Origin of the sequence: Pseudomonas sp. NMI542_15 (assembly GCF_021283425.1) — a bacterium.
GTDB classification, from domain to species: domain Bacteria; phylum Pseudomonadota; class Gammaproteobacteria; order Pseudomonadales; family Pseudomonadaceae; genus Aquipseudomonas; species Aquipseudomonas fortuita.
Genome location: NZ_JAJSRO010000008.1, coordinates 112,340 through 134,556 on the forward strand (window position 1 = coordinate 112,340; position 22,217 = coordinate 134,556).

General features: G+C 57.6%; 18 protein-coding genes and 1 tRNA gene. 12 read left to right on the forward strand and 7 right to left on the reverse strand.

Annotated elements, in window-relative coordinates; genetic code table 11:
• Positions 1 to 3: 3 nt before the first annotated feature.
• From uvrC to LU684_RS14070, 3 genes are all read left to right on the forward strand, one after another.
• Positions 4 to 1,827, forward strand: coding sequence for an excinuclease ABC subunit UvrC (gene uvrC / locus LU684_RS14060; RefSeq protein WP_060516982.1), 1,824 nt, complete (start codon positions 4 to 6; stop codon positions 1,825 to 1,827).
• Between the two features lie 33 nt (positions 1,828 to 1,860).
• Positions 1,861 to 2,421 carry a CDP-diacylglycerol--glycerol-3-phosphate 3-phosphatidyltransferase gene (pgsA, locus tag LU684_RS14065; RefSeq protein ID WP_016488197.1) on the forward strand — a complete coding sequence of 187 codons (561 nt, stop codon included), beginning with the start codon at positions 1,861 to 1,863 and terminating at the stop codon, positions 2,419 to 2,421.
• Positions 2,422 to 2,484: 63 nt separating this feature from the next.
• A tRNA-Gly gene (locus tag LU684_RS14070) sits at positions 2,485 to 2,560 on the forward strand.
• 289 nt (positions 2,561 to 2,849) lie between these two features.
• Here LU684_RS14070 and LU684_RS14075 read toward each other — a convergent pair.
• The gene (locus LU684_RS14075; protein ID WP_024717565.1) at positions 2,850 to 3,641 is read right to left on the reverse strand and encodes an SDR family NAD(P)-dependent oxidoreductase; all 792 of its coding nucleotides are present in this window, start codon (positions 3,639 to 3,641) and stop codon (positions 2,850 to 2,852) included.
• 268 nt (positions 3,642 to 3,909) lie between these two features.
• On the opposite strand from LU684_RS14075, the gene LU684_RS14080 reads away from it, so the two are divergent.
• Positions 3,910 to 4,719, forward strand: coding sequence for a sugar phosphate isomerase/epimerase family protein (locus LU684_RS14080; protein ID WP_095115666.1), 810 nt, complete (start codon positions 3,910 to 3,912; stop codon positions 4,717 to 4,719).
• Positions 4,720 to 4,788: 69 nt separating this feature from the next.
• On the opposite strand, the gene LU684_RS14085 is transcribed toward LU684_RS14080, so the two are convergent.
• The 4 genes from LU684_RS14085 to LU684_RS14100 form a co-directional block, all read right to left on the reverse strand.
• On the reverse strand, positions 4,789 to 5,595 hold the full coding sequence (locus LU684_RS14085) for an IclR family transcriptional regulator (protein ID WP_082421987.1): 807 nt from the start codon (positions 5,593 to 5,595) through the stop codon (positions 4,789 to 4,791).
• Between the two features lie 30 nt (positions 5,596 to 5,625).
• On the reverse strand, positions 5,626 to 6,624 hold the full coding sequence (locus LU684_RS14090; RefSeq protein ID WP_024717564.1) for a Gfo/Idh/MocA family protein: 999 nt from the start codon (positions 6,622 to 6,624) through the stop codon (positions 5,626 to 5,628).
• 288 nt (positions 6,625 to 6,912) lie between these two features.
• On the reverse strand, positions 6,913 to 7,737 hold the full coding sequence (locus tag LU684_RS14095) for a shikimate dehydrogenase family protein (RefSeq protein ID WP_060516988.1): 825 nt from the start codon (positions 7,735 to 7,737) through the stop codon (positions 6,913 to 6,915).
• Positions 7,738 to 7,892: 155 nt separating this feature from the next.
• A complete protein-coding gene (locus LU684_RS14100) occupies positions 7,893 to 9,323 on the reverse strand; it encodes an MFS transporter (protein ID WP_016488188.1) in 1,431 nt (476 codons plus the stop codon).
• Between the two features lie 274 nt (positions 9,324 to 9,597).
• Between LU684_RS14100 and LU684_RS14105 the strand changes: the two genes are divergently transcribed.
• The 5 genes from LU684_RS14105 to LU684_RS14125 all read left to right on the forward strand — a co-directional run bounded on the left by LU684_RS14105 (position 9,598) and on the right by LU684_RS14125 (position 14,326).
• Positions 9,598 to 10,392 carry an IclR family transcriptional regulator gene (locus tag LU684_RS14105; protein WP_232894745.1) on the forward strand — a complete coding sequence of 265 codons (795 nt, stop codon included), beginning with the start codon at positions 9,598 to 9,600 and terminating at the stop codon, positions 10,390 to 10,392.
• A gap of 5 nt (positions 10,393 to 10,397) precedes the next feature.
• Positions 10,398 to 11,198: a 2-keto-4-pentenoate hydratase gene (locus LU684_RS14110; protein ID WP_172455916.1), complete on the forward strand. Its 801-nt coding sequence runs from the start codon at positions 10,398 to 10,400 to the stop codon at positions 11,196 to 11,198.
• Positions 11,199 to 11,201: 3 nt separating this feature from the next.
• Entirely contained in the window at positions 11,202 to 12,095 is an 894-nt protein-coding gene (locus LU684_RS14115) for a fumarylacetoacetate hydrolase family protein (protein WP_060516994.1), read from the forward strand.
• Positions 12,096 to 12,111: 16 nt separating this feature from the next.
• On the forward strand, positions 12,112 to 12,807 hold the full coding sequence (locus LU684_RS14120) for a hypothetical protein (protein WP_210668405.1): 696 nt from the start codon (positions 12,112 to 12,114) through the stop codon (positions 12,805 to 12,807).
• A gap of 247 nt (positions 12,808 to 13,054) precedes the next feature.
• Complete coding sequence (locus LU684_RS14125; protein WP_232894746.1) at positions 13,055 to 14,326, forward strand: OprD family porin; 1,272 nt, start codon at positions 13,055 to 13,057, stop codon at positions 14,324 to 14,326.
• Positions 14,327 to 14,445: 119 nt separating this feature from the next.
• Here LU684_RS14125 and LU684_RS14130 read toward each other — a convergent pair whose 3' ends face one another.
• Positions 14,446 to 15,123: a thioredoxin domain-containing protein gene (locus tag LU684_RS14130; protein WP_232894747.1), complete on the reverse strand. Its 678-nt coding sequence runs from the start codon at positions 15,121 to 15,123 to the stop codon at positions 14,446 to 14,448.
• Positions 15,124 to 15,872: 749 nt separating this feature from the next.
• Between LU684_RS14130 and LU684_RS14135 the strand changes: the two genes are divergently transcribed.
• The 3 genes from LU684_RS14135 to LU684_RS14145 all read left to right on the forward strand — a co-directional run bounded on the left by LU684_RS14135 (position 15,873) and on the right by LU684_RS14145 (position 21,059).
• Positions 15,873 to 16,964, forward strand: coding sequence for a hypothetical protein (locus tag LU684_RS14135; protein WP_232894748.1), 1,092 nt, complete (start codon positions 15,873 to 15,875; stop codon positions 16,962 to 16,964).
• Positions 16,965 to 17,255: 291 nt separating this feature from the next.
• A complete protein-coding gene (locus tag LU684_RS14140) occupies positions 17,256 to 19,016 on the forward strand; it encodes a S8/S53 family peptidase (RefSeq protein WP_224372352.1) in 1,761 nt (586 codons plus the stop codon).
• Positions 19,017 to 20,204: 1,188 nt separating this feature from the next.
• Positions 20,205 to 21,059, forward strand: a complete 855-nt coding sequence (locus LU684_RS14145; protein WP_023047563.1) for an endonuclease/exonuclease/phosphatase family protein — start codon at positions 20,205 to 20,207, stop codon at positions 21,057 to 21,059.
• Positions 21,060 to 21,118: 59 nt separating this feature from the next.
• On the opposite strand, the gene LU684_RS14150 is transcribed toward LU684_RS14145, so the two are convergent.
• The gene (locus tag LU684_RS14150) at positions 21,119 to 22,135 is read right to left on the reverse strand and encodes a histone deacetylase family protein (protein ID WP_016488177.1); all 1,017 of its coding nucleotides are present in this window, start codon (positions 22,133 to 22,135) and stop codon (positions 21,119 to 21,121) included.
• Between the last annotated feature and the right edge of the window lie 82 nt (positions 22,136 to 22,217).

The following is a 22,217-nucleotide window of genomic DNA, read 5'->3' on the forward strand; positions in this document are numbered from 1 at the left end:
CTCATGTCCCAAGTGTTTGATGCCAGCGCATTCCTGGCCACCTGCAGTGGTCGCCCGGGCGTTTACCGGATGTTCGACGGCGAAGCCCGCCTGCTTTACGTGGGCAAGGCCAAGAACCTCAAGAAACGCCTGGCCAGCTATTTCCGCAAGACCGGCCTGGCGCCCAAGACCGCCGCGCTGGTCGCGCGCATCGCCCAGGTCGAAACCACCATCACCGCCAACGAAACCGAGGCGTTGCTGCTGGAGCAGAACCTGATCAAGGAATGGCGGCCGCCGTACAACATCCTGCTGCGCGACGACAAATCCTACCCCTACGTGTTCCTGTCCGACGGTGAGTTCCCGCGGCTGGGCATTCACCGTGGGGCGAAGAAGGCCAAGGGCCGCTACTTTGGCCCGTACCCCAGTGCTGGCGCCATCCGCGAAAGCCTAAGCTTGCTGCAAAAGGCTTTTTCGGTGCGCCAGTGTGAAGACAGTTACTACGCCAACCGCACCCGGCCGTGCCTGCAGTACCAGATCAAACGCTGCAAAGGGCCCTGCACCGACCTGGTCACCCCCGAAGAATACGCCGAGGATGTGCGCCACTCGGTGATGTTTCTGGAAGGCCGCAGCCAGCAACTGGGCAACGAGCTCAATGCCGAGATGGAGAAGGCCGCCATGGCCCTCGACTTCGAGAAGGCCGCTGAGTTGCGCGACCAGATCGCCTTGTTGCGCCGCGTGCAGGACCAGCAGTACATCGAAGGCGGCAGTGGCGACGTCGATGTCATCGCCGCTTTCGTCAACCCCGGTGGCGCCTGCGTGCACCTGATCAGCGTGCGCGGCGGCCGGGTGCTGGGCAGCAAGAACTTCTTCCCGCAGGTGGGCATCGAGGAGGAGGTGGCCGAGGTCATGGCCGCATTCCTTTCCCAGTACTACCTGGGCAACGCAGAACGGGAATTGCCCAGCGAGTTGATCGTCAACGTTGTTCACGAAGACTTCGATGCCATCACCGCAGCGCTGCACACGCTGCGTGGCCGCGAGCTGACCATCAGCCACCGGGTACGCGGCACGCGCGCCCGCTGGCAGCAGCTGGCAGTGACCAACGCCGAGCAGGCGCTGAACGCTCGCCTGGCCAACCGCCAGCACATGGCCGCACGTTTCGAGGCCTTGGCCGAAGTGCTGGGCCTGGACGAAGTACCGCAGCGGCTGGAATGCTACGACATCAGCCATTCCAGTGGTGAAGCCACCGTGGCCAGTTGCGTGGTGTTCGGCCCCGAAGGTGCGCTGAAGTCCGACTATCGCCGCTTCAACATCGAAGGCGTCACAGCCGGCGATGACTACGCCGCCATGCACCAGGCCCTGACCCGCCGTTACGGGCGTATCAAGGATGGTGAGGGCAAGCTGCCCGACGTGTTGCTGGTGGATGGCGGCAAGGGGCAGTTGAACATGGCCCGGGATGTGATGCAGGAATTGGGCTTCACCGACCTGACCCTGCTGGGTGTGGCCAAGGGCGTCACCCGCAAGGCCGGTTTCGAAACCCTGTACCTGAACGACGTGCACCACGAGTTCACACTAAAGGGTGATTCACCGGCCCTGCACCTGATCCAGCAGATCCGCGACGAAGCCCACCGTTTTGCCATTACCGGCCACCGCGCTCGCCGCGGCAAGGCCCGCCGGGTGTCGAGCCTGGAGGATGTGGCCGGGGTAGGGCCCAAGCGCCGGCGCGACCTGCTGAAACATTTCGGCGGCCTGCAGGAGCTCAACCGCGCCAGTATCGATGAAATCGCCAAAGCCCCCGGCATCAGTAAAAAGCTTGCCGAGTCGATTTATGCCAGCCTGCATAGCGAGTAGAATGCCGGGCTCAACTTGCAGCCAGTCGTACCGATGAATATTCCAAACCTGCTCACCGTTCTACGCGTCCTGCTCATTCCGTGCTTCATTCTGCTGTTCTATATGCCTTATCAGTGGAGCTACATGGCCGCCAGCAGCGTGTTTGCCGTTGCCGCCGCCACTGACTGGCTGGACGGCTACCTGGCGCGTCGCCTGCAGCAGAGCACGCCGTTCGGTGCCTTTCTGGACCCGGTGGCCGACAAGCTGATGGTGGCGGTGGCCCTGGTACTGCTGGTGCAGACCCACGCCAACTTCTGGCTGACCCTGCCGGCGGCGGTCATCATCGGCCGCGAAATCGTGGTGTCGGCGCTGCGCGAGTGGATGGCTGAGCTGGGCGCGCGGGCGCACGTGGCGGTGTCCAACCTTGGCAAGTGGAAGACCGCCGCGCAGATGCTGGCGCTGGTGATCCTGCTGGGCAACCCGCCAGCGGTAACGTTCTGGGTGATCCTGGGCTACGGGCTGCTGCTGGTGGCGGCGGGGCTGACGCTGTGGTCGATGGTGCATTACCTGCTGGCCGCCTGGCCGCACCTGCGCGAAGGTTCTGAACAGAAATAAACTTTTTTTGAATCAAGGGGTTGACGCTGTTTTAGAAATCGCTAGAATGGCACCCATCACGACGCGGGAATAGCTCAGTTGGTAGAGCACGACCTTGCCAAGGTCGGGGTCGCGAGTTCGAGTCTCGTTTCCCGCTCCAAATAAAGATATACAGGTTTAATCAGAATCGGTATATCGTCGAAAAGGCCCTTAGGGGCCTTTTTTCGTTTCTGCAGTCTTCACCGAAAATCAGCGTTATCCCGGCATTTCAAAGGCAGCAACTAGTCCAGAATTGAAATCGCCCAATTCGTTTCTGCGGGGAGAGCTGCTCATGAATCCTCACATTCGCTAAAAGCCGCGCCCCCGCATTCGTAAAATGCCCTTTGAGCCCGCCAGGCTGTGAGTCTGGCCTGAATCCATTCAACATGGAGCTCAATCTGCTGCCGTGGCTAGGATTTCGAGCTCGGTCGCCCCGGGATATGGCTAAGTATCGACTTGGAAAAGCCGCCATCGACACAAATATCCTGCCCGGTAACAAAGCCGGCTAGCGGGCTAACGAGAAACTCGATCACGTTCGCGATATCCATTGGCTCACCAATTCTCCCCAGCGGAATAATCCCTTCCCGTGCTCTCTTGATCTGTGGGTCTGCGTACATTTTTTCAGACATGGGTGTATGCGTCATACCTGGCGACACGATATTCACTCGGATGCCATCAGGTGCCCACTCCAGCGCCAGCGTTTGCGCCAACATGGTTAATGCTGCCTTGGTGGGGCTGTAGGCGCCAGAGCCGGCATGCGGAAGCTGGCCAGACATCGACGAGGTGAAGCACGCTGAGCCTCGGCTCTCGCGAAGGTGCGGGTAGGCCGCTTTGGCTAGCAGCCAGGCGCCGCGAAGATTCACGGCGAACATGTCGTCCCAATCCTTGATGGACAAGCTACAGATCGCGCCCGGGCTGGCGATGCCAGCATTCGCAACAAGCGCGTCAAGCCCCCCAAATTCGGCTACTGCAGCTGCTACAAGTTGGTCAGGTACTGCAGGGTCGCCGAGATCACCCGACAGCGAGATCGCGATGCCACCCATCGACTCTATCGTTCGAACGACGTCGTCCTGCGTCGCGTTTGACGTCTGCCCGCACACGGCAATTTTCGGCTGCGAGCCCCGGGCAAGTGCAGCCTCCGCGATCCTCAGGCATGTAGAAGCACCGATGCCGCTACTACCGCCACTCACCAAAGCTCTCATTCAATTGCCCTCACACGTAGATTTTGTTTTAGGTGGAAGGCTCAAACTACAAAACTGGAAGGTACTTTGCAATCAAATTGACAATGGAATCCAGTTCCGTTATCGTTTTTTTCGTCATCAGGATGTCCTTGACAGCGCAGTGGCTGTCGCTCTCCAGGTGCATCCATCATCGCGTCTTCCTGCAGGCGATAGTGGTCACCCTACAAAATTCATAATATGAATGGCCCGTTTCACTTCGGTGAGTCCTCAACTGAAAGGATGTTTCGATATGATCATCAGCACGTTTTCTTATCTGTGGTCATCCACGGCAATCGATGCAATTGCGCAGTTGTCAGAGCATGGGCACCGCGTGTTCGAGGTGCCCGTAAGCTCGCCCCATTGCTGGCCGGTGGAAATGTCTATTGCAGAGCGTTCTGCTGCAAGCGTGCGTCTGCGTCAGTACGACGCAAAGATCAGGTCGCTCAATGCCGGCGGCTATGACGTCAACCTGGCCAGTCCCGCCGCCAATATGCGTCAGAAGAGCATCGATCACATCAAGGCAGTGATTGACCTGGCAGTCGCTTGGGATACCCAAGAGGTGGTGATATCCCCGGGTACCCGGCGCCCGATGATTTCTCCACCGCTTGAAAAGACTTATGACTGGATGTACGAGAGCCTGGCGGTTTTAACGCCGCTTGCGAAACAGGCGGGTGTTCGCTTGCTGCTGGAAAATACCCCGTATTGCTTCACGCCTACGATGGGGGAGCTGGCAGAGGTTGTTGCCACTATCAATGATGATGTCGTCAGGGTCGTATATGACATCGCCAACGCTGCTTACATAGGTGAGGATCCGGTAGCCAGTCTGCTGACCTATCGCAGCGCTATCGACTTTGTGCATGTGTCCGACACCGGCATGGATGTTTGGGGCCATGATCCAGTGGGCACCGGAGTCGTGGATTTCGTCGGACTGGGTGAGGCCGTTCAGGCGACCTGCGGTATTGAAAACTGCGTGCTCGAAATCATCCGCGAAGAAAACGCCTTGTACGAGCTGAACAAAGGTGTGCAGGATCTGCGGGAGAAGGGTTGGAACATTCCGTAATTGCGTTTCAATCGCTCGTCATCACAGTAGCCCTGAGGCCCGCAATGGGCCCAGGTCCAAGTCAGAGCGTCAGCGTGCAGGTAGCGGGCTTTCACCGTTGACCGAAGTCCACAGCGACCAGCACTCGCCAACCTTGATGGCGGACTGTTTCAGATGTTCGATATGAGCATTCAGGGTTTCCTCTCGCATGCGGGCGATAGGGCCGGCGATGCTGAGGGTTGCCACCGGGGCTGAGTTGGCCGGGCGTGTTTTATCGAATACAGGCACTGCCACAACGCACACACCCACTTCACCTTCTTCTCTGACTACAGCATGCCCCTCTTTGCGGATCAGGGCGATGTCATCGAAAATATCGCGTATCGAAACGCGAGCGTTGGGCCCTGCGTACTCTCGGCTTTTCTCGATATCCCAGGCGGCGAGAATGCGCATGGCGCGCTCATCAGGCATGGTGGAGAGCCATGCTTTACCAGCCGCGGTGGTATGGGGGATGATTTTTTCGTCCAGGGCGCGGCGGTATTGAAGGCCCCTGGTGTTATTCGTGGCCTGCAGCACCCAACTCAGATGATCCTCAGCAACTTCCGCCAGGCGAACATGCTCGCCGGTTTCGCTGGCGAGTTCGTCGAGCAAAGGTTGCATTATTCTGGCAAAGCCGGTTTCACTGATGTAGTTCACGCCCATGCTGGGAATTTTAAGCGTCAGGCAGTAGTGGTCCTGCTCGTCTTGGTAAACGTAGCCTCTTTCCCGCAGGGCGCTCAATATACGGTGAGCTGTGGCCATAGCCACTTGAGTCTGTTCACTGATGTCAGACAGGGCGAGGCCGCCTGGATGGGAAAGGAGCAGTTCCAAAGTATTGAAGTAGCGGCCTATATGTGACAATTTTCTAATCCTTAATTTCGTGCCAGCGTTTTAGACCTTGATGGGAACACCACCCAGGCGATCTGACTCATAGGCCGCCTCGATGATACGCATGACGCGGTGCATGGTGGCGAGCCCGGCACCTGCATAAGCACTATCACGGTCAGGCGCGAGTATGTCGATTACGAAGTTGTCGTAATACACGTCAGAGTTCAAGCTCATGTGCAGGTCACTTGCCTGCCCGGACGCGTCCACCAGCCGCATGCCATCTGCGGTGGAGCGTGCGTAGAACTGATCCGTTGACATTGAAAATGAATACTCCCGTTGCTCGGGCGTATTGGCGGGATAATTGTACCCCGTTTCGATAGTGCAGATGCACCCACTCTCGGTCACCAGGGTCATCAACGAGCCAATCTCTACGGCTGTCAGTAGCGGGTCGCGATACATCACGGCTGACACGCTTCGAATCGCCTCGCCGGAAATTTCCTGAACCAGATCGACGAAATGAGGGGCGAGATTGATCGTGCATCCGCCACCCGAGCGTTTCGGCTCAAGCATCCAGGAGCAGCTGTTGGTCAGGTAGCGTCCAGGCGGGCCAGCGTTGAATCGAAACGCCAGGGTTCTCCACTTGGCATCACTCTGCCTGGCTTGCTGTTTCAGGCGGTTCAATAACTCGCTGTGCCTCCATATCAACGGCACCGCCACGAACAGGCCGCTGGCTTGTGTGCGTTGGTAAAGATCCAGCACTTCGTGTTGGGTTAGCCCGCAAGGCTTTTCCATCGCGAAGGGGACCTTTTGCTCGATCAATGCCTCGCCCATGGCATGCAGCTCATCGTGCGGGCCAAAGGAGAAGGCAAAATCAGCTTCCTCGTTTTCCAGCAGGGTTTCCCAGTGATCGTAAAGTTTTGCTCCGAAACGCTGGGCGAGAGCAGGCCCCCGCGACCCCGTTGCGTCGGATACCGCCGTGACCGTTACATCAGGCAGACGCTCCAGAGCATCAAGATAGAGCGGGGTGTGCCAGTGGCTGACTTCCAGGAGAACGACTTTCAAACATCCACCCTTTATTAATAAGTATGTTTGACAAACTTGGCGACGCTAACGGGGTTTCGGATCGGACCACCGACGAATAGCGCGCAAGCGACACTGCAGAGGTTGCCAGCAGGCTAGCATGACCCTGTTACGAACGGAAGTAAGTTACGTTCTACTGGGGTGCCAAGCGCTGGGAAGGCATGGCGGCCAGCATCACGGAGGTGAGCGGGCCGAGAGCATGCGCATCGTGGAGGTTTTGATTGACGCAATGAAGAACCCTCGTGCTGGCTGCCGAGGGGAGGAGGGGTACTAAAGTCCCGTTGGGTAGCGACGCTCGATGTTTTTGAAGCCCAGAAAATCAAGTGCCAGCAAGGCCTGTCCTAAATGCATGGGCTCGCCATCAAGGGTTTTGCATCCGCGCGCTTGTGCCGTCAGTAACAACGCGGTTGGCTCGGATCGAGTGATGATGTCGACCACCACCATGGCGGGGGTTAAACGCTCTGCTTCTACTGGCATCGGATCATCGGGGTTCATGCCGAGAGGCGTCGCATTGATAACGATGTCATGACCTTCCGGGTCTGGTGGACCTGCATGCACATTGCACGAACCCTCTTTGCCAGCGCTTTGCGCCAGGTCAGCGGCGCGGTGCGGGTCCAGATCAGAAATGGTCAGTGAGTAGGCGCCAGCAGCGGCCACGGCAAAAGCGATAGCCCTTCCCGAGCCGCCGGCTCCGACCAGCAGGACAGATTTCCCAAGCACAGAAACACCCTGACGCTGCATCCCCAGTACGCAGCCGAGCCCGTCGAACACAGCGCCCTCCCAGCGACCGTCCTTATCGCAGCGAACCACATTTATTGCCCCTACCTGGCGCGCGGAGGGGTGAAGGATGTCCACGACTTCAAGCATGGTCTGCTTGTGCGGCATGGTGACCAGAAGCCCGTCTAGGTTGCGCAAAGCGCGCGCGCCTTTGACGAACTCGGCCAGGGCCTGCGTACCGACCTCCAATGGAATGCACACGGCGTCAGTCTGTGCTTCGGCGAATAGCCTGTTCAGCAGCATCGGCGACCTGGCGCTCTTGAGCGGGTCACCTATCAGTCCGTAGATGCGTGTTTTGCCGGTGATGTGGGGATGCATGTGAACCTACTGTAGGTGGCGAGTGCACGCAATTGCCAGCTCGCGGGTTGGATGCTTGCTGGCGGCGCACACGTTCATCGCCTTGGGGCTCAACGTGCTGCGCAGGGCAATTGCGCAACACGTTGAGCGTGATGGGTCTGGTTGTCAGGTGTGCGTCACAGCAGTTGATTTTTCAGCGCTTGATTGGGGGCGCTACTGCTCGATCTGGGATTGGACTTTTCCTGCAGCAGTTCGTACTCCTCCTTCGACATCGGCACCGCGTTGGGGTCGCCAAGTTCGCTCAGACGAATACGGAACGTTTCGCGGGTCGTGAACGCCGCAATTGCGCAGATCGCACAGATACCAAACGTCAGGGCGCCAATTTTCAGCGGGATATTTTCGGTGCCAGGCGGCGCAACCGATACGAACAGCGCTGGCAGAAACGCTGTGCATGCCACGCCGATGTTTTGACCGATAGCCATACCGGTGACGCGTACCCGGGTGCGGAACAACTCTGGGAACATGCTTGGGAAAACACCATTGAAGCCTTGGTAGGCCACGCCCCACATGAGAAGCGACAGGATCAGAGACAGCCAGAGATTGTGGATGCTGATGGCATAGAGGTACCCAAACGACAACAGGCCGCCGCAGAGCACGCCCACGATCACTGGGGGGCGACGCCCAATTCTGTCAGAGAGTCTACCGACGAATGGGATAAGTATCACCGCGCACAAATTGCCCAGGACAGGAATCCACATGAACAAGCCTGAGGGGAAGCCAATACCGTAAGCAGGCTGGACTGCATAGGTGGCGCCGAACACGGAGGCGAGGATTGCAAGGACTGCAGAGAGTGCCATGCAGACGACGCGCAACACATCCTTCCAGCTTTCGGTGAGCACTTCGACCACTGGCAATTTGCGAGGCTTGTCCCCTGCTTGCGCCTCAGCGAAGACCGGGGCCTCATGGACTTCACGGCGGATGATCCAGCCGACCACAAGCACCACAGCGCTCAGCAGGAACGGAATTCGCCAGCCCCAGGACGCAAAAGCATCTGCGGGCATGAATTGGGCCAGTGGCAGGAACACCGCCGCCGCTAGCAGTTGCCCGGCTTGCACGCCTTGAAGGGTAAAGCTGGCGAAGTAACCACGGCGCCCGTCAGGTGCATGCTCCATGGTCATGGAGCTTGCGCAAGACACCTCGCCGGCAACCGCGAACCCTTGGATCAGACGCAAGGTAATCAGTATCGCGGGAGCCCACACGCCGATCTGGTCGTAGGTCGGGAGCAAGCCAATGCACATGGTCGAAAAGCCCATCAAGAACATGCAGTAGACCAGGACTGTCTTGCGCCCATGGCGGTCACCCAGGTGCCCCAGCACCACCGCGCCTATAGGTCGTGCGATGTACCCAACCCCGAAGCTGGCAAGTGAAACGATGATGCCGACGGTGGGATTGTCCGTTGGAAAAAACAGCTGCGGGAAAAGCAAGGCTGCGGCAGTGGCATAAATGAAAAAGTCGTAGTACTCCAACGCCGAGCCGATCCAGCCGCTAGCGGCGGCCTTCCTCGACTGACGCTTGGAGTGTGGATCGCTCGGGATGCCATGGCTCATGAAGTGTCTCCGGTACCGTGATTTTGTTATTGTAACGTCGTTCCATTTGTAATGTTGTTCCGGAGCATTGCCTTTGTCAAGGCTGCTGGCAGGTCTCACGCCCCGGTCGTCGACCTGCAATAGGCTGGCAGCTCAAGCCCGGTTCGGTGTTGATGGCAGGCGTGCATTTGCGTTGACTTGACGAGGACACGGTGCTTACTATTGTAACTGTGTTCCAAATAGAACAGCGTGACATTTTGGTTGGCGCTGCTCATAACCAGCTGAGAAGAATTCCATGAGAGTCGTTAAAGGTGCTGTTGATCGCTGCCTTGAGGCTATCGAGCTGCTGGCTCGTGAGGCCCGCTGGATGCGAATGTCTGATATTGCAGGTGAACTGGGGATGGAAAAGGGGCCGGCCCACCGTGTGCTTGCGCAGTTGGTAGAACAAGGCTGGGCCGAGCAGGATGAGGCGACCTCCCAATACCGGCTGACACTCAAGCTGGCGCTTTTAGGGCAGCGTTACCTGAACGGCATCGGGCTGCCGGAGCTTGTGCAGCCGATTATCGAAAACGTAGCGTCTTTATCCCATGAGCTGGTACGCCTGACTGTCGTCTGCCAGGGCGGTTTGTCCTGGCTCGCCTCGGCTCAAGGCGCTGCACCTGGGTTGATGTACTCGCCAGCCATGGATCAGCCAATCAATCTGTACACCACTGCAAACGGCAAAGCCTGGCTTGCATCCATGCCTGACGAGCAAGCTGTCGAAATTGCTATCCGCGACGGTCTGGGCAAAGACCTGGGTGTAGGCAAAGGCCCTAAGGCTATCAATACCGTTGAACGCTTGCTTTCCGATTTGGCGGCGACCAGGTCACGGGGTTATGGCCTCGTTGTGGAAGAGGCTGAGGCCGGTGTGTGGGCTATCGCGGTGCCGGTGAAGATGATCCCGTCGGGAGTTGTGGTCGGGACCATGAGTATTGCCGGCCCGGTGTTACGGATGCATCCAGACCGCTATGACGAATTGCATGCACTGCTCGAGGATGCTGCGAACAAGCTCGGGACGGTATGGCCTCGGCAACCCAGCGTGCAGGGGTGAAGCTCATGGATCAGTGCAGTCAATCAGCTGATGCGCGTGAACCAACCCTTATGCAAGCCGCCGCGTACCTCGCGAAAGCACGCCAAACGGGTAATCGACTAGATGCTCTGCCCTGCAATGAGGCGTCACTGAGCCTGGAGCAAGGCTTCCAGATACAGCAGCATGTCGGTGTGCTGGCCGGGAAAAAAGTGGGCGGATGGAAATGCGCATTGCCCAAACCTGGCAAGTGGATAGTCGCGCCCATCTACACCGATAGCATCGTGAGTTGCGACCGATACCCCCTGGGCTTCGCAACTTCCACAGTGCGAATCGAACCCGAGCTTGCTTGCGTGTTGGGCGCCAGTCTTCCTGCCCGCGCGGCGCCGTACACGGCCGATGACATTGCGCGGGCCATCGGCCAGGTACACCTGGCACTCGAGGTAATCGACTGTCGGTACACCGATCCGCAGAAAGTCCCGTTCGAGCAGTTGCTGGCTGACGGGTTGTTCAACCATGGGTTAGTGCTGGGGCCACGTGCCATTTCGCTGAACGCGAACAATTTGCCCACTCACCTCGATGTAACCCTGAGTCATCCAGGTGTAGAGCCTGTGAGCATTGCCGGCACTCACCCGGATCAAGACCCCGTCTCACCGATTGTCTGGCTGGCAAATTTTCTTTCTGCACATGGCATCGATCTGCAAGCGGGTCAGGTCGTTATCACCGGGTCCTATGCAGGGCTGCTCGAAGTTCCCACCCACCAGCCGCTGGACATCCAGTTCGGCGAGGCAGGATCTCTGTCTGTCTTTTTTTCAACGCTTGAGGAGTAACGTATGCGCTTGGTTCGTTTCGGTTTGCCAGGACAAGAACTGCCTGGGATTTTGGATGCTCGAGGACAGGTCAGGGATCTTTCTGGCATCGTCGATGATATCGATGCCGCAGCGCTGGCACCGTCCAGTCTCGAAAAACTACGAGGCATCGACATTGAGCGCCTGCCACTGGTACCGGCCGGGACACGTTTGGGCCCGTGCGTGGGCAGCGTGCCGAACCTGATCTGTATCGGCCTCAATTATTCTGACCACGCCGCCGAAACCAACACGCCCATTCCGAGCCAACCTGTGGTGTTCAACAAGCACACCGGGGCGATCAGTGGTGCCAATGACCCTGTGATCCTGCCGGGTGATGCAAAGAAGCTCGACTGGGAGGTCGAACTGGCCATCGTGATTGGTTCACCTGCCTGGCACGTAGAGGAAAGCAAGGCGCTGGATCATATCGCCGGTTACTGCCTGGCAAACGATGTCTCCGAGCGCGCCTATCAGCTTGAGTACGAAGGGCAATGGACAAAGGGCAAGAGCAGCTTTTCCTTCGCGCCACTTGGCCCTTGGCTGGTGACTCGTGATGAAATCGCCGACCCGCAGAACCTCGACCTCTGGCTGGAAGTGAACGGCAAGCGTTATCAGAACGGTAACACTCGGACGATGATTTTCAGCGTGGCTCACATCGTGTCCTACCTCAGTCGTTTCATGCCCCTGCTGCCGGGTGACGTCATCATCACCGGCACACCGCCCGGCGTAGGCCTGGGCCAGAAGCCGCATGTGTTTCTCAAGGCCGGGGACGTCATGCGCGTAGGTGGAACGGGGTTGGGCGAGCAGTGCCAGACTGTAGTTCCCTATGTTTCGGAGATGGGCGCAGCCTGGGTTGACGGTCGCTACCCTAACGTTGATTGACCCCGGAGTAAAAGATATGAGTTTTGCAGGAACAGGCGTAGTCGCAATTTGGCATGATCTTTTGCCCGAGGCGCGGGATGAGTTCTACGAGTGGCATAACCGTGAGCACATGCCAGAGCGCGCGGCGATCCCTGGTTTTCAGCGGGGACGGCGATACATCGCGCTCGATGCGGGGCCTCTCTATTTCAATCTGTACGAGGCCGATACCGTCGGGGTGTTAGGGGGGGCAGATTACCTGGCTCGCCTCAATGCGCCGACACCCTGGACACAGAAAGTCGTGCAGTCGTATCGCAATGTTGCTCGATCGATCTGTGACGTGCACTACACCGCCGGCGTAGGAAATGGCGCCTACCTGGTCACCCTGCGCTTCAATGTAACCGCCGAACGCCACGCAGACGTTCTCCAGGCGTTGCGTGATCAGGTGCTGCCTCCACTGGCCGATGCTCAGGGGATCACGGGGATCCACCTTTGCACCGCCGATGAGGCCGTCAGCAAGGTTGAGACTGCGGAGAAAAAGGCCCGATCGGAGGGTACTGAAATCCCATCCTGGGTCATCATCATCGAAGGCTGTGCCGCAGACTATGTCGGGCATGCCAGAGCGCAACTGGTCGAGGCCGTTGGCAACGTGCTGGACGAACCTGAACCGCAACTTGCCACGACGCTTTATCAACTGGAATACACCCGCTGCAAAACCCCTTCCAGCGCCGGGTGATAATTGTCGAGCTGCACTAAACAAACAACGTTCCGCGTTTTGCTCCTTTGGGTGCGCCGCGCGTGCAGATAAGCACGCTGCGGGCGCGCTCTTTTTCAGCCAGCGTCCCGGCGCTGCAGTGCGTGCGAAAAAAAACGCTATTCAAGGGTGATGCGTCAAACGACAACAAGAATTAAAACCTCGTTGAATGAATGTTCGGCGTGAAGGGCTGCGTTTCAATTAACTATCTGTTGTGGAAAAAATAAAAATGAAAATCCGCGCATCCGGCTCTATTTTCAGTCACGCAAACGTGTTTATCGCCGTGCCGCTGCTGAGTACTGCAATCAGCGCACAGGCAGTCGAAACCGGGTTTGTAGAGGATTCAACGGCAGGATTGAACCTGCGTAATTATTATATTAACCGCAACTATGTCAGCGACTCTGCGACTCAAAGTAAGGCCGAGGCGTGGAGCCAGGCGTTCATCTTGAACTACAAGTCCGGCTTCACCCAAGGCTTGGTAGGTTTTGGACTGGACGCCATGGGTCTTTACGCTGTGAAACTGGACGGTGGCCGTGGCACGCCGGGGACCCAATTGCTGCCGATTCATGACGATGGCCAAGCGGCAGATGATTATGGGCGGCTGGCCATTGCAGGCAAAGTCAGGATCTCCGCTACGGAGCTCAAGGTCGGCGAATGGATGCCTACACTACCGATCTTGCGTTCCGATGACGGGCGTTCGTTGCCGCAGACGTTCAGAGGTGCGCAGGTCACTTCTCGAGAGATCGAAAATCTCACTTTGTATGGCGGCCAATTCCGAGCCAACAGCCCACGAAACGATGCCAGCATGGACGATATGTTCCTTGCCCAGAAGCCGGGCGTCTTCTCGGATCGGTTCAACTTTGTGGGTGGTGAGTACACGTTCAACGACAAGCGGACGTTGCTCGGTGGTTGGGGCGCTGAGTTGAAGGATATCTACCGCCAGCAGATGATCCAGATCACTCACAGCCAGCCCATTGGCACATGGACACTGGGTGCCAACGTCCAATGGTTCACGGGGAAGGATGACGGGCGATCATTGGCGGGTGGTCTCGACAACCGGACCTGGTCTGGATTGTTTTCCGCGATGCACGGTGCGAACACCTTTTACATAGGCCTGCAGAAGGTTTCCGGCCAGGACGGCTGGATGAAAGTCAACGGCACTTCAGGTGGCTCATTGGCCAACGACAGCTTCAGCTCCAGCTACGAAAATGCCAATGAGCGTTCCTGGCAGGTGCGCCACGATTATAATTTTGTGGCGTTGGGCGTTCCGGGCCTGGTGCTTATGAACCGCTATATCAAAGGTAGCGGTATTCATGTTGGGGGAGAGACCGGTGTCAAGGAGTGGGGGCGGGAGACCGAACTGGCCTATGTGTTCCAGGCTGGCGCGCTCAAAGACTTGAATATCAAATGGCGGAATTCGACGTTACGTCGGGGTTGGGGCACCCATACAAGCTTCAATGAAAACCGATTGGTCCTCAACTATCCGTTTTCGCTGTTTTGATGCGTAGGGATGGGCGGCAGTCTGTATCAGGCCACGCAGCGTCCAGCCCGTAGGCAGGTAGCCCTGAATTTTAGGTACAAAGACCGCGACGCGTTGCTGAGCGCCGTAACGAACATGGCTTACCTGGGCATATCGCTTATCACGTCCGCAGGCATTTCGGAGAGTTCGGGTGCGCTCAACAGGTCCACTGCGGACAGCAGCGCATCGGGTTCGATGGGGCTTTCCAGGATCACGGTGTGGTGGGTGTGATTGTCGATCAGGCGCAGAGTCGGTGTGGCGTTCAATCCTTTCTGCGAGGCTTCCGTGTTTTGGCGGGCCGCGGTTTGAGCCACCTCTTCACCCGCCAGGCAGCGTTGCAGGCCTGGCGTCCCACCGGAAGAGGTGCTGACGGTGGCCAACCCCTGGCCGTTGCTTTGCGAGTGCAGGTAGACCCAGACACCTGCCCCCCACAGGCCCTCTGGGCCTTCGGGCTGGCCTACGCATTCGAGCAGCCGCGCTTCGCGACTGGATGCAGGCTCGTTTTGTGGCAACGGCAGATCGGGCCAGGCCAGGTTGACGTGATCGTTGGTGACGATCCAGCGCTGCAGTTGGGGCAGGTAGAACCGGCAATGGGGGCATTTAAGGTTGGTATAGAGCGTGACCGTAAAGCGTGCTTCGGGGTTGCCATAGATCCACGGTGGGCCGCTATCGGCAGCGGGGTGTAAGGGTAGCGGTAGCCACCAGCACAGAGCCAGACCCGCGACAGCGAGCCAACCGCAGGTCCATTTCAGGTTTTGCGCCGTTATCCGTTTGCGCATGGTGTCGCTCCTGACAGTTCCTGGTTAACCCGCTTTAAAGGCTCGTTGCCACGTGCACGGTCGATGTCATGAGCCGAGTTCGGTGATGCCGTGTCCCTGCATGAGGGTATGACGCGCGGTTTTTCCCCCCAGTTCCGTCATTGCCAACGGCAGGCACAGGCTGGCTCGCACGGCGCGAAACAGCAGGTCTATCGACTTGGACAGAATCCCACCCTCACAGGCTATTTCCCTCGGCCATTTAGCTATCCGACCGCCGAACGACCGGTTTCGGCCATATAAGCCAGTCTGGCTTCATCTCAAGGTACCGCCTAAAAAATATCAGATCTTTGCCTGATATTTTCGCCAGTAGTCAATTTGATGAAAGCGGATTCATATGATCAAGGGCAACGGGCTGGGTGAGTGTGATGAAGCCTATAGATAACGACGCCGGACCAAGGCTGCCAGATTTTGTCAGTACCAGAGTGAAGTCGTTTGTACAAGAGCGTTTGAATGCAGTGTGGGGCGGGCGCCATCTGTTGCCGCGTTGGTTCGGCTTTCGATGAATAGTAGTATTTCAGATGATCAAGCGGAACGTATTGTCAAAGGATGCATTGCTGCCATTAGAACAATCCGCGGCTGAACGCGCTATACAAGGTCGCCGCCGTGAAGACCGGAAAACCACTACCTGTCAAAATTGCCAGTTCTTCATAGGTCCAATTCTATGTATGTTGTTCCTTCACACGGAATGTCGCGTACAAGGAGTGGGACCTATGAACACACTTGTCAAATCACTCGCAGTCGCGGGCCTGATGCTTCACCTGCAGAGCCCAAGCGCTGCTCCAGTTGGTGTACCTGCTAAAGCTGTGCAGAATTACCTGGCCCCCTGTTTCACGGCCGGTAACGGTGTGAACTGTGAAGTTTCGGGTGTGGCGCGAGTCGGCGAAAATCTCATCCTTGCTAATGACAAGAAAATGCCTAGGCCTGGCGGTCCTGCAATGTTTACAATGGCACTTGATGATCATCGTATCGTCGGCACGCCCTCCTATCTAGAGGGAACGGTGCTGCTCAAGGCAGACAAGTTTGAAGGCCTTACAACCACGCTGGATGGGAAGTATGTCATCGCCATCACTGCGTTCAACAATCCTTCCAATGACGCCCTCAATACGTTGCTCTACTGGCCAGTGAGCGAACCAAAAAATGCTACGGTCATCTCTGTATCAACGGGAAATCAGGTGACAAACTCGCAAGATTTGCGGGCGAAAATTAGGGAAGCCGTAGGCTCGTCTTATTATCAGATTGAGGCGATTTCTACTTCGCCTGGCGACCGTTTGCTGATAGGTATTCGTAAGCATGGTAAAGAGAGCAAACAAGCAAAATTCTCGTTTTTATTGCTGTCAATTTCTTGCTCCATCAATGAGCAGGGCGTTCAGCTTGGCGACCAATTTGAGATTGTTTTGAGCCTGACGCCTGACCAACTGGTCGAAAAACTGGGTATGCAGGCAGGGGCGTATCCTGAGTTGGGGCTTTCTGGGCTCGAGTTTGACCGCTACAACCAAGACCGCCTTTACGCAGTTACCAGTTACGAGCGAGACGGTAAGGAGGTCGGCCAGAAAGAGATTGGCGGCTTCTTGTGGGTGTTGCCGTTTGAAGGCTCTAAGCTTGGTGAGCCTCAGCCTGTCAGGCTTGAAGAAGGGGCTGTGGTGGCCTTCAACCACAAGCCCGAGGGTGTGGAGGTACTTGACGACAGCCATGTGCTGATCGTGCATGACGACGACCGGGTAAGGGTGGAAGATCCCGAGACGCACACCAGGCGTCAAGAGCACGAATTTGGCTACAGTGTCGTAACCTTCGGCGCAGAGTAAGTTGGAACCTAGGTGCTGATCGGTCTCATTCGGGTAGCCAGCGATCACCGGCCACGGAAATCATCGGGCTGATTTACGCCAGCAGGCGGTAGTGAAGATCTATTTCTCCACTTTAAAGCCATTCAGTTGGACGGCTTCGGAGCTTGAAGCCGCTGGCGCAGGACTGACATTTTTACCAGTAGGCAGGCCTCGCCAAGCGATTTAGGGTCATGGTCAGCGAGGAGGCTGAGCTGCGCGAGTCACAAGAACAACCGTCGGGCACTTCCTCACAGCAACAGGGAAGTGGCAGAAATGAACGGACGAATGTTGTTAACGGCTTGGGCGGCGATCCTCCTGACCTGCGGCGCTGAAGCTTCCGACACGTTACGAATAGATGACCTCGCGCCTTATGGTCGTGGCGACACGGCCGGCTTTCAAAAATGGTGCGCGCAAGTGCGGGGTGTGAATCAGGCACCTCCAGCTGTGGTGGTCGATGGAGTTACTTTGCCCATATCGCGTGTCAAGCAGCAGCGGGATTCCCTGTGCTTCAACTTAGCTGAGGGGGTAAACAGTGGCCCGGTTTGGCTAAGTGCTGGCGGGTTTACGAGCAACGCGGTCTGGCTCAGCACAAGGCAAAGCTGGGTGCAATCTCCCAGCCAAGACCGTCTCGTGACTATCAATGACCGGGTGGTGACTGCTCTGGATTTGGTCAGTTTGATCTTGCGTGAAAATACTAACGGCCTGCTGGAGACGCGAAGGATTGCGCTTCAGTACGACGTGGACATCGTTGGGGTGATACCGCCTTTGAATGTTGTTCAAGTGCGTCTGCGCGCTCGCACATTGGCAGCGCGTCACAGCATCGTGAGCAGCATGAAAAGCGACCCTGCCGTGCAGGGGATCGTAGTGGAGGATGACAACCCAGAGCGACCGGAAGATCCTGAACGAATCATCGAGCCGCCTGACCAGGCGGGGTGGATCGCCAACAAACTCGAGCAGGCAGTGGAGGCCTTCAAGCACAATGTTCGTGAGCAAGGGCGGAGTTTTCAGCCAACTAACGTGGTAGTCGGCGTGGTAGAGAAGGGTGTCAATTTTGAATCGACTGATTTCTCGGCGTTTGCAGCGCCGTGCAAAGGCGTCGGCACGTGCCTTTACGCCCGCCACAGTTCTGCGATAAACGGGCACGGCTCAGTGGTTGCCGGAATACTTGCGGCTCGCCTGTATCCGCGCGGCAATGTGGCTTTTCTAAGTCGGTTGGGTGCCGTGGGCGGGCGCTTCGACATCATTGTGGATCGCGGCGCAGCGTCAGGTGTTACGGCTCGCATCGCTGCTTCGGTGAACCTTGTTGAAGACGGTGCGCGGGTGCTCAATTGGAGCTGGGGGGTTCACCGGATAGGAACGCTCAACCTGAGGGGCGAACCTGTAGATATCAACGTCCGCACCGACGAGGCAATGGCCGGGTACGAATTGTTATTGAGGCGTTTCTTTGATTGGTTAGAACACCGGCATTCGAGCGTTGTGGTGGTCAATTCAGCGGGTAATAGCGCCTCCACTACCGATGATCATCTGCCTGCATCATTGTCATCAGCTCAGCTTGTAGTAGTGGGTGGGCATCAGCGAAGTCGCCAGGTTGTGGATGTGGCTGACCCTCGTTTCGCAGTGCCTCGTAGCAGTTCAAACGTTGGCCCTCGTATCGACATCAGTGCTGCCGCGTGTCCGAATCCCTCTCGATCGACTGCGGTGAGGGCCGGGCGGGGTGGAGGGTGTGGCACTTCGTATGCCGCAGCCCTGGTCACTGGCGTGGTCGCTGCGATGATTTCCATCAACCCTGATCTCACCCCACGACAAATCAAGCACTTGTTACGCGAGAGTGCATTGCCGATGATTGCCAGACCTGATCAGGCACGCCGCATTGGGCCGACGCGACCGATCAGAGCTGCCGCTTGCTCGAACAATGTTGCTTGCGCAGTTGAGCAGTTTGCACGGCTGGATATGCATCAAGCCTTGGCGCTTGCGGTCAAGACAAAGCGTCACCCGTCCATGGCTGAAGATGGTGGTGGTGAGTTACTTGAATAGCAGGAGTGGATGAGCACCAGCACGCGGGACGGCTGTTACATGTCGAGCCTCATCGAAACGCCGCTCATTGACACCTTCGCCCTTGTGGGGCCAGCGGGCGCTTCAACACGTTGTTCTGGCTATCCCAGTCCCAGGGAAACTGACTTTGACCTGACAGCTGCATCGCGTCCGGCGGCAAGGTGCAGTCGTTCGGTCAACCACATGACGCCGGCAGCTTTCTCATAAAGCTCTGTAATAGACATGCTGACGTGGGGGCGTAGCAGGGCCAGGCAGCTGCGGATAACCCCTTGATGCACAGGCTGTAACCACCCATGACAAAGGCCCAGTTCCCGAGCCTGCGACCACAGAGCCGGGCCCTTGGCGAATGTTTTGGGTTCCCATAACAATGGGATGTCCGAGCTTTGAAGATAAGGGGGTCGAAAATCCAATGCCGCCTGGACGATCCTGCGTCCGCCGGGCAAGAGGTTTTCTGAGTGGAGCTCGTAGGGGGGGCTGGTGTATCTGAAGCTGTAGAAGGTAAATCCCAACCCTGCAGCGAGATGAGGGAGCTCCTTGAGCAATGCCGGTAACTCTCGCAATCGCTCCCAATCTTCTGTGGTCCTGTTGAGCATCTAACCTCCGTGTAGGAATACACGTAGCGGGACCTGCCACGTTCAACAAACTATAGGATTACAGTAAACCCCAGCTTGATAGTCAACTTTATCGTTGCGCCTGCTTGGCATAAATGAGCAAAATGTGTTGTCAGTCACTGCATATAGGGGAGGCAGTTCCCAGGTCAAACACGCTGGACTACAGTGCCTGGCAATTGATTTTTTCTTATCTACGCCCTCAGTCGCCTTGCTTTGGTTTTACCTTGAGTCTCATCCTCGATCTCGAGCGTGCTTATAAACACCAGCCGCGCTTCACGGCTGGGTCGTGCTTGCCGAGGTTCTGCCTTTTTCGTAAACCAAGCAGGTTGGCGCAATGCCAATGCTGCCCGGCACGAGTTTGAACTGACCTGTCATTTTTGCTAGTGGACACAAAGCGTCACGCGATTCAAAGTCATTGCTCGAGAGGCGCGTAAGCGAGCGAATGTTGATGAGTTAAAAGACGTCGTCAGGGCGTGCGCTGACCCGCAGAGGTAATGTGTGAACCTGATGTGCCTTCATCAGTAGCCTACCCCCCTATGCGGATCTACGGAGGGATTCCATGAGGGTGTCCATCTATCAACCTATACTGCTGGCGCTGCTGATACTTGTACTGCCGGGTAATGTTTGGGCAGGGCTGCCCGAATCGTTGAAGGTCATGTCATTCAATGTGCGCACACCGGTCGACGCTGCGCCTGGTAAGCGGTGGGAAGACCGTCGGGCCGCGATGGTCACGATGATTCTGGATGTCCAGCCCGCTGTTATCGGTACTCAGGAGCTCGTGCAGGAGCAGGCTGATTATCTGGCAGCTCACCTTCCCGGCTACCGTTGGTTCGGGGAGGGGCGACGCGGCGGCGACGGCGATGAACATATGGGTGTGTTCTACGACAGCACGCAGATGACGGCGGAACAATGGGGTGACTTTTGGCTGTCGGACACGCCTGACGTTGCAGGGAGCGTCAGCTGGGGCAATCTCTTTCCTCGCATGGTCAGTTGGGCGTTATTCCGTCGGATCGAGGACGGCCGCCGCTTCTATTTCCTGAATACCCATCTGCCTTATCGCGCAGAGGATGAGACGGCGCGGGTCAAGGGGGCAGAGCTGATCGCCGCCCGCGTCGACAAATTACCCATTGGCGTGCCCGTGGTGCTAACAGGTGATTTCAATGCTGAACCCGGCAGTTCGGCTTACCTGGCGCTTTCCCGCGTATTGCAGGATACCCGTCCTGTAGTGAAAACCCCGCGGGGGCCAAGCAATACCTTCCATGGTTTCACCGGCAAGGCCACAGTGCGCGTGGACTGGGTGCTGGAGCGCGGCTTCCATGCGCGCAGCTTCGTTACCGACGATCGCCTCATCAACGGCGTGCTTCCCTCGGATCACTTCCCAGTGGTGGTTGAGCTGGAGTGGACCAGCCCGTAGTCGATTATTGCTGCACAAGCTCGCGTGTCGCTCAGGTTCGGCGCCGCACGGGTGTTGCCTTAGGCAGCCATCCCGGCAAAAAAGCGCGAGGCATTTTCATCGAGGGTCGCAATGTCGTAGCCACCCTCCTGGATCACCACGCAAGGCAGGCCCAGCGCCTTGATGCGCTGCCCCAGAAGGTAAAACCCTTCATGGCTGACGTGGACCTTGGATTGGGGGTCGTTTTCGTAGATATCAAAGCCCAGCGACAGCACCAGCACGTCGGGAGCGAAGGCGTGCAGCGCTGTTGCCGCCTGGTCCATGCAGGCTAAGAAATCCGCTTCGCTGGCGCCGTGTGCCATGGGCAGGTTCAGGTTGAAGCCTGCTCCTGCACCCGCTCCGGTCTCATCATCGAACCCGGCGACCACGGGGTAGAAGTTGGTCGGGTCGCCATGAATCGACACGTACAGTACATCGTTGCGCTCGTAGAAAATTTCCTGGATGCCCTGGCCGTGGTGCATGTCGGTGTCGAGCATGGCCACTTTGTCGAACTTGCCACGCAGCACCTGGGCGGCGATTGCGGCATTGTTCAGATAGCAGAACCCACCCGCCGCTTCGGCGCGGGCATGGTGCCCTGGCGGCCGGCACAGCGCATAAGCGGCCTGGTCGCCTTCGATCACCGCGTGTGCTGCGGCCACTGCGCTCTGCGCCGACCAGTAGGCGGCCTGCCAGGTGTGCTCGCCGATCGGGCAACTGCCATCGGCCAGGTAGCGGGCGGTCTTGCCGAGGATGCCGCGCAACGGGTTGCCTTCACGGATGTAGATGTTGGACATCACCTCATCGCCCCAGTCTTCCGGCACTTCATGCCACTGCTGGTAGGCGCTGCCCAGGTAGTCCAGATACGCCTGGCCATGCACCGCCGCCAGCGGCGCCAGGCCGTGGTCAGCGGGCTCGAACAGCGGGTAGCCTAGCTTATTGACCACTGCCAGCAGCGGTTCGATGCGTGCCGGCACTTCCTGTGGTTGGCGCATCTGCCCACGTGACAGATAGGAGCGGGGGTGGTGCAGGCGTTGAGCTGGATGGAAAAACGCTTTCATGGATCACCTCTTGGTAACGCGTGCGATCAATCGCCCAGTTCGGGGAGAACCCTCAGCACGGGTATGACAAAGGCACCCTGGT

Coding starts and splice junctions, on each gene's coding strand:
- uvrC (WP_060516982.1), top strand. CDS start 4: ATGTCCCAAGTGTTTGATGCCAGCGCATTCCTGGCCACCTGCAGTGGT.
- pgsA (WP_016488197.1), top strand. CDS start 1,861: ATGAATATTCCAAACCTGCTCACCGTTCTACGCGTCCTGCTCATTCCG.
- LU684_RS14075 (WP_024717565.1), bottom strand. CDS start 3,641: ATGAGAGCTTTGGTGAGTGGCGGTAGTAGCGGCATCGGTGCTTCTACA.
- LU684_RS14080 (WP_095115666.1), top strand. CDS start 3,910: ATGATCATCAGCACGTTTTCTTATCTGTGGTCATCCACGGCAATCGAT.
- LU684_RS14095 (WP_060516988.1), bottom strand. CDS start 7,737: ATGCATCCCCACATCACCGGCAAAACACGCATCTACGGACTGATAGGT.
- LU684_RS14100 (WP_016488188.1), bottom strand. CDS start 9,323: ATGAGCCATGGCATCCCGAGCGATCCACACTCCAAGCGTCAGTCGAGG.
- LU684_RS14105 (WP_232894745.1), top strand. CDS start 9,598: ATGAGAGTCGTTAAAGGTGCTGTTGATCGCTGCCTTGAGGCTATCGAG.
- LU684_RS14110 (WP_172455916.1), top strand. CDS start 10,398: ATGGATCAGTGCAGTCAATCAGCTGATGCGCGTGAACCAACCCTTATG.
- LU684_RS14115 (WP_060516994.1), top strand. CDS start 11,202: ATGCGCTTGGTTCGTTTCGGTTTGCCAGGACAAGAACTGCCTGGGATT.
- LU684_RS14120 (WP_210668405.1), top strand. CDS start 12,112: ATGAGTTTTGCAGGAACAGGCGTAGTCGCAATTTGGCATGATCTTTTG.
- LU684_RS14125 (WP_232894746.1), top strand. CDS start 13,055: ATGAAAATCCGCGCATCCGGCTCTATTTTCAGTCACGCAAACGTGTTT.
- LU684_RS14130 (WP_232894747.1), bottom strand. CDS start 15,123: ATGCGCAAACGGATAACGGCGCAAAACCTGAAATGGACCTGCGGTTGG.
- LU684_RS14135 (WP_232894748.1), top strand. CDS start 15,873: ATGAACACACTTGTCAAATCACTCGCAGTCGCGGGCCTGATGCTTCAC.
- LU684_RS14140 (WP_224372352.1), top strand. CDS start 17,256: ATGAACGGACGAATGTTGTTAACGGCTTGGGCGGCGATCCTCCTGACC.
- LU684_RS14145 (WP_023047563.1), top strand. CDS start 20,205: ATGAGGGTGTCCATCTATCAACCTATACTGCTGGCGCTGCTGATACTT.
- LU684_RS14150 (WP_016488177.1), bottom strand. CDS start 22,135: ATGAAAGCGTTTTTCCATCCAGCTCAACGCCTGCACCACCCCCGCTCC.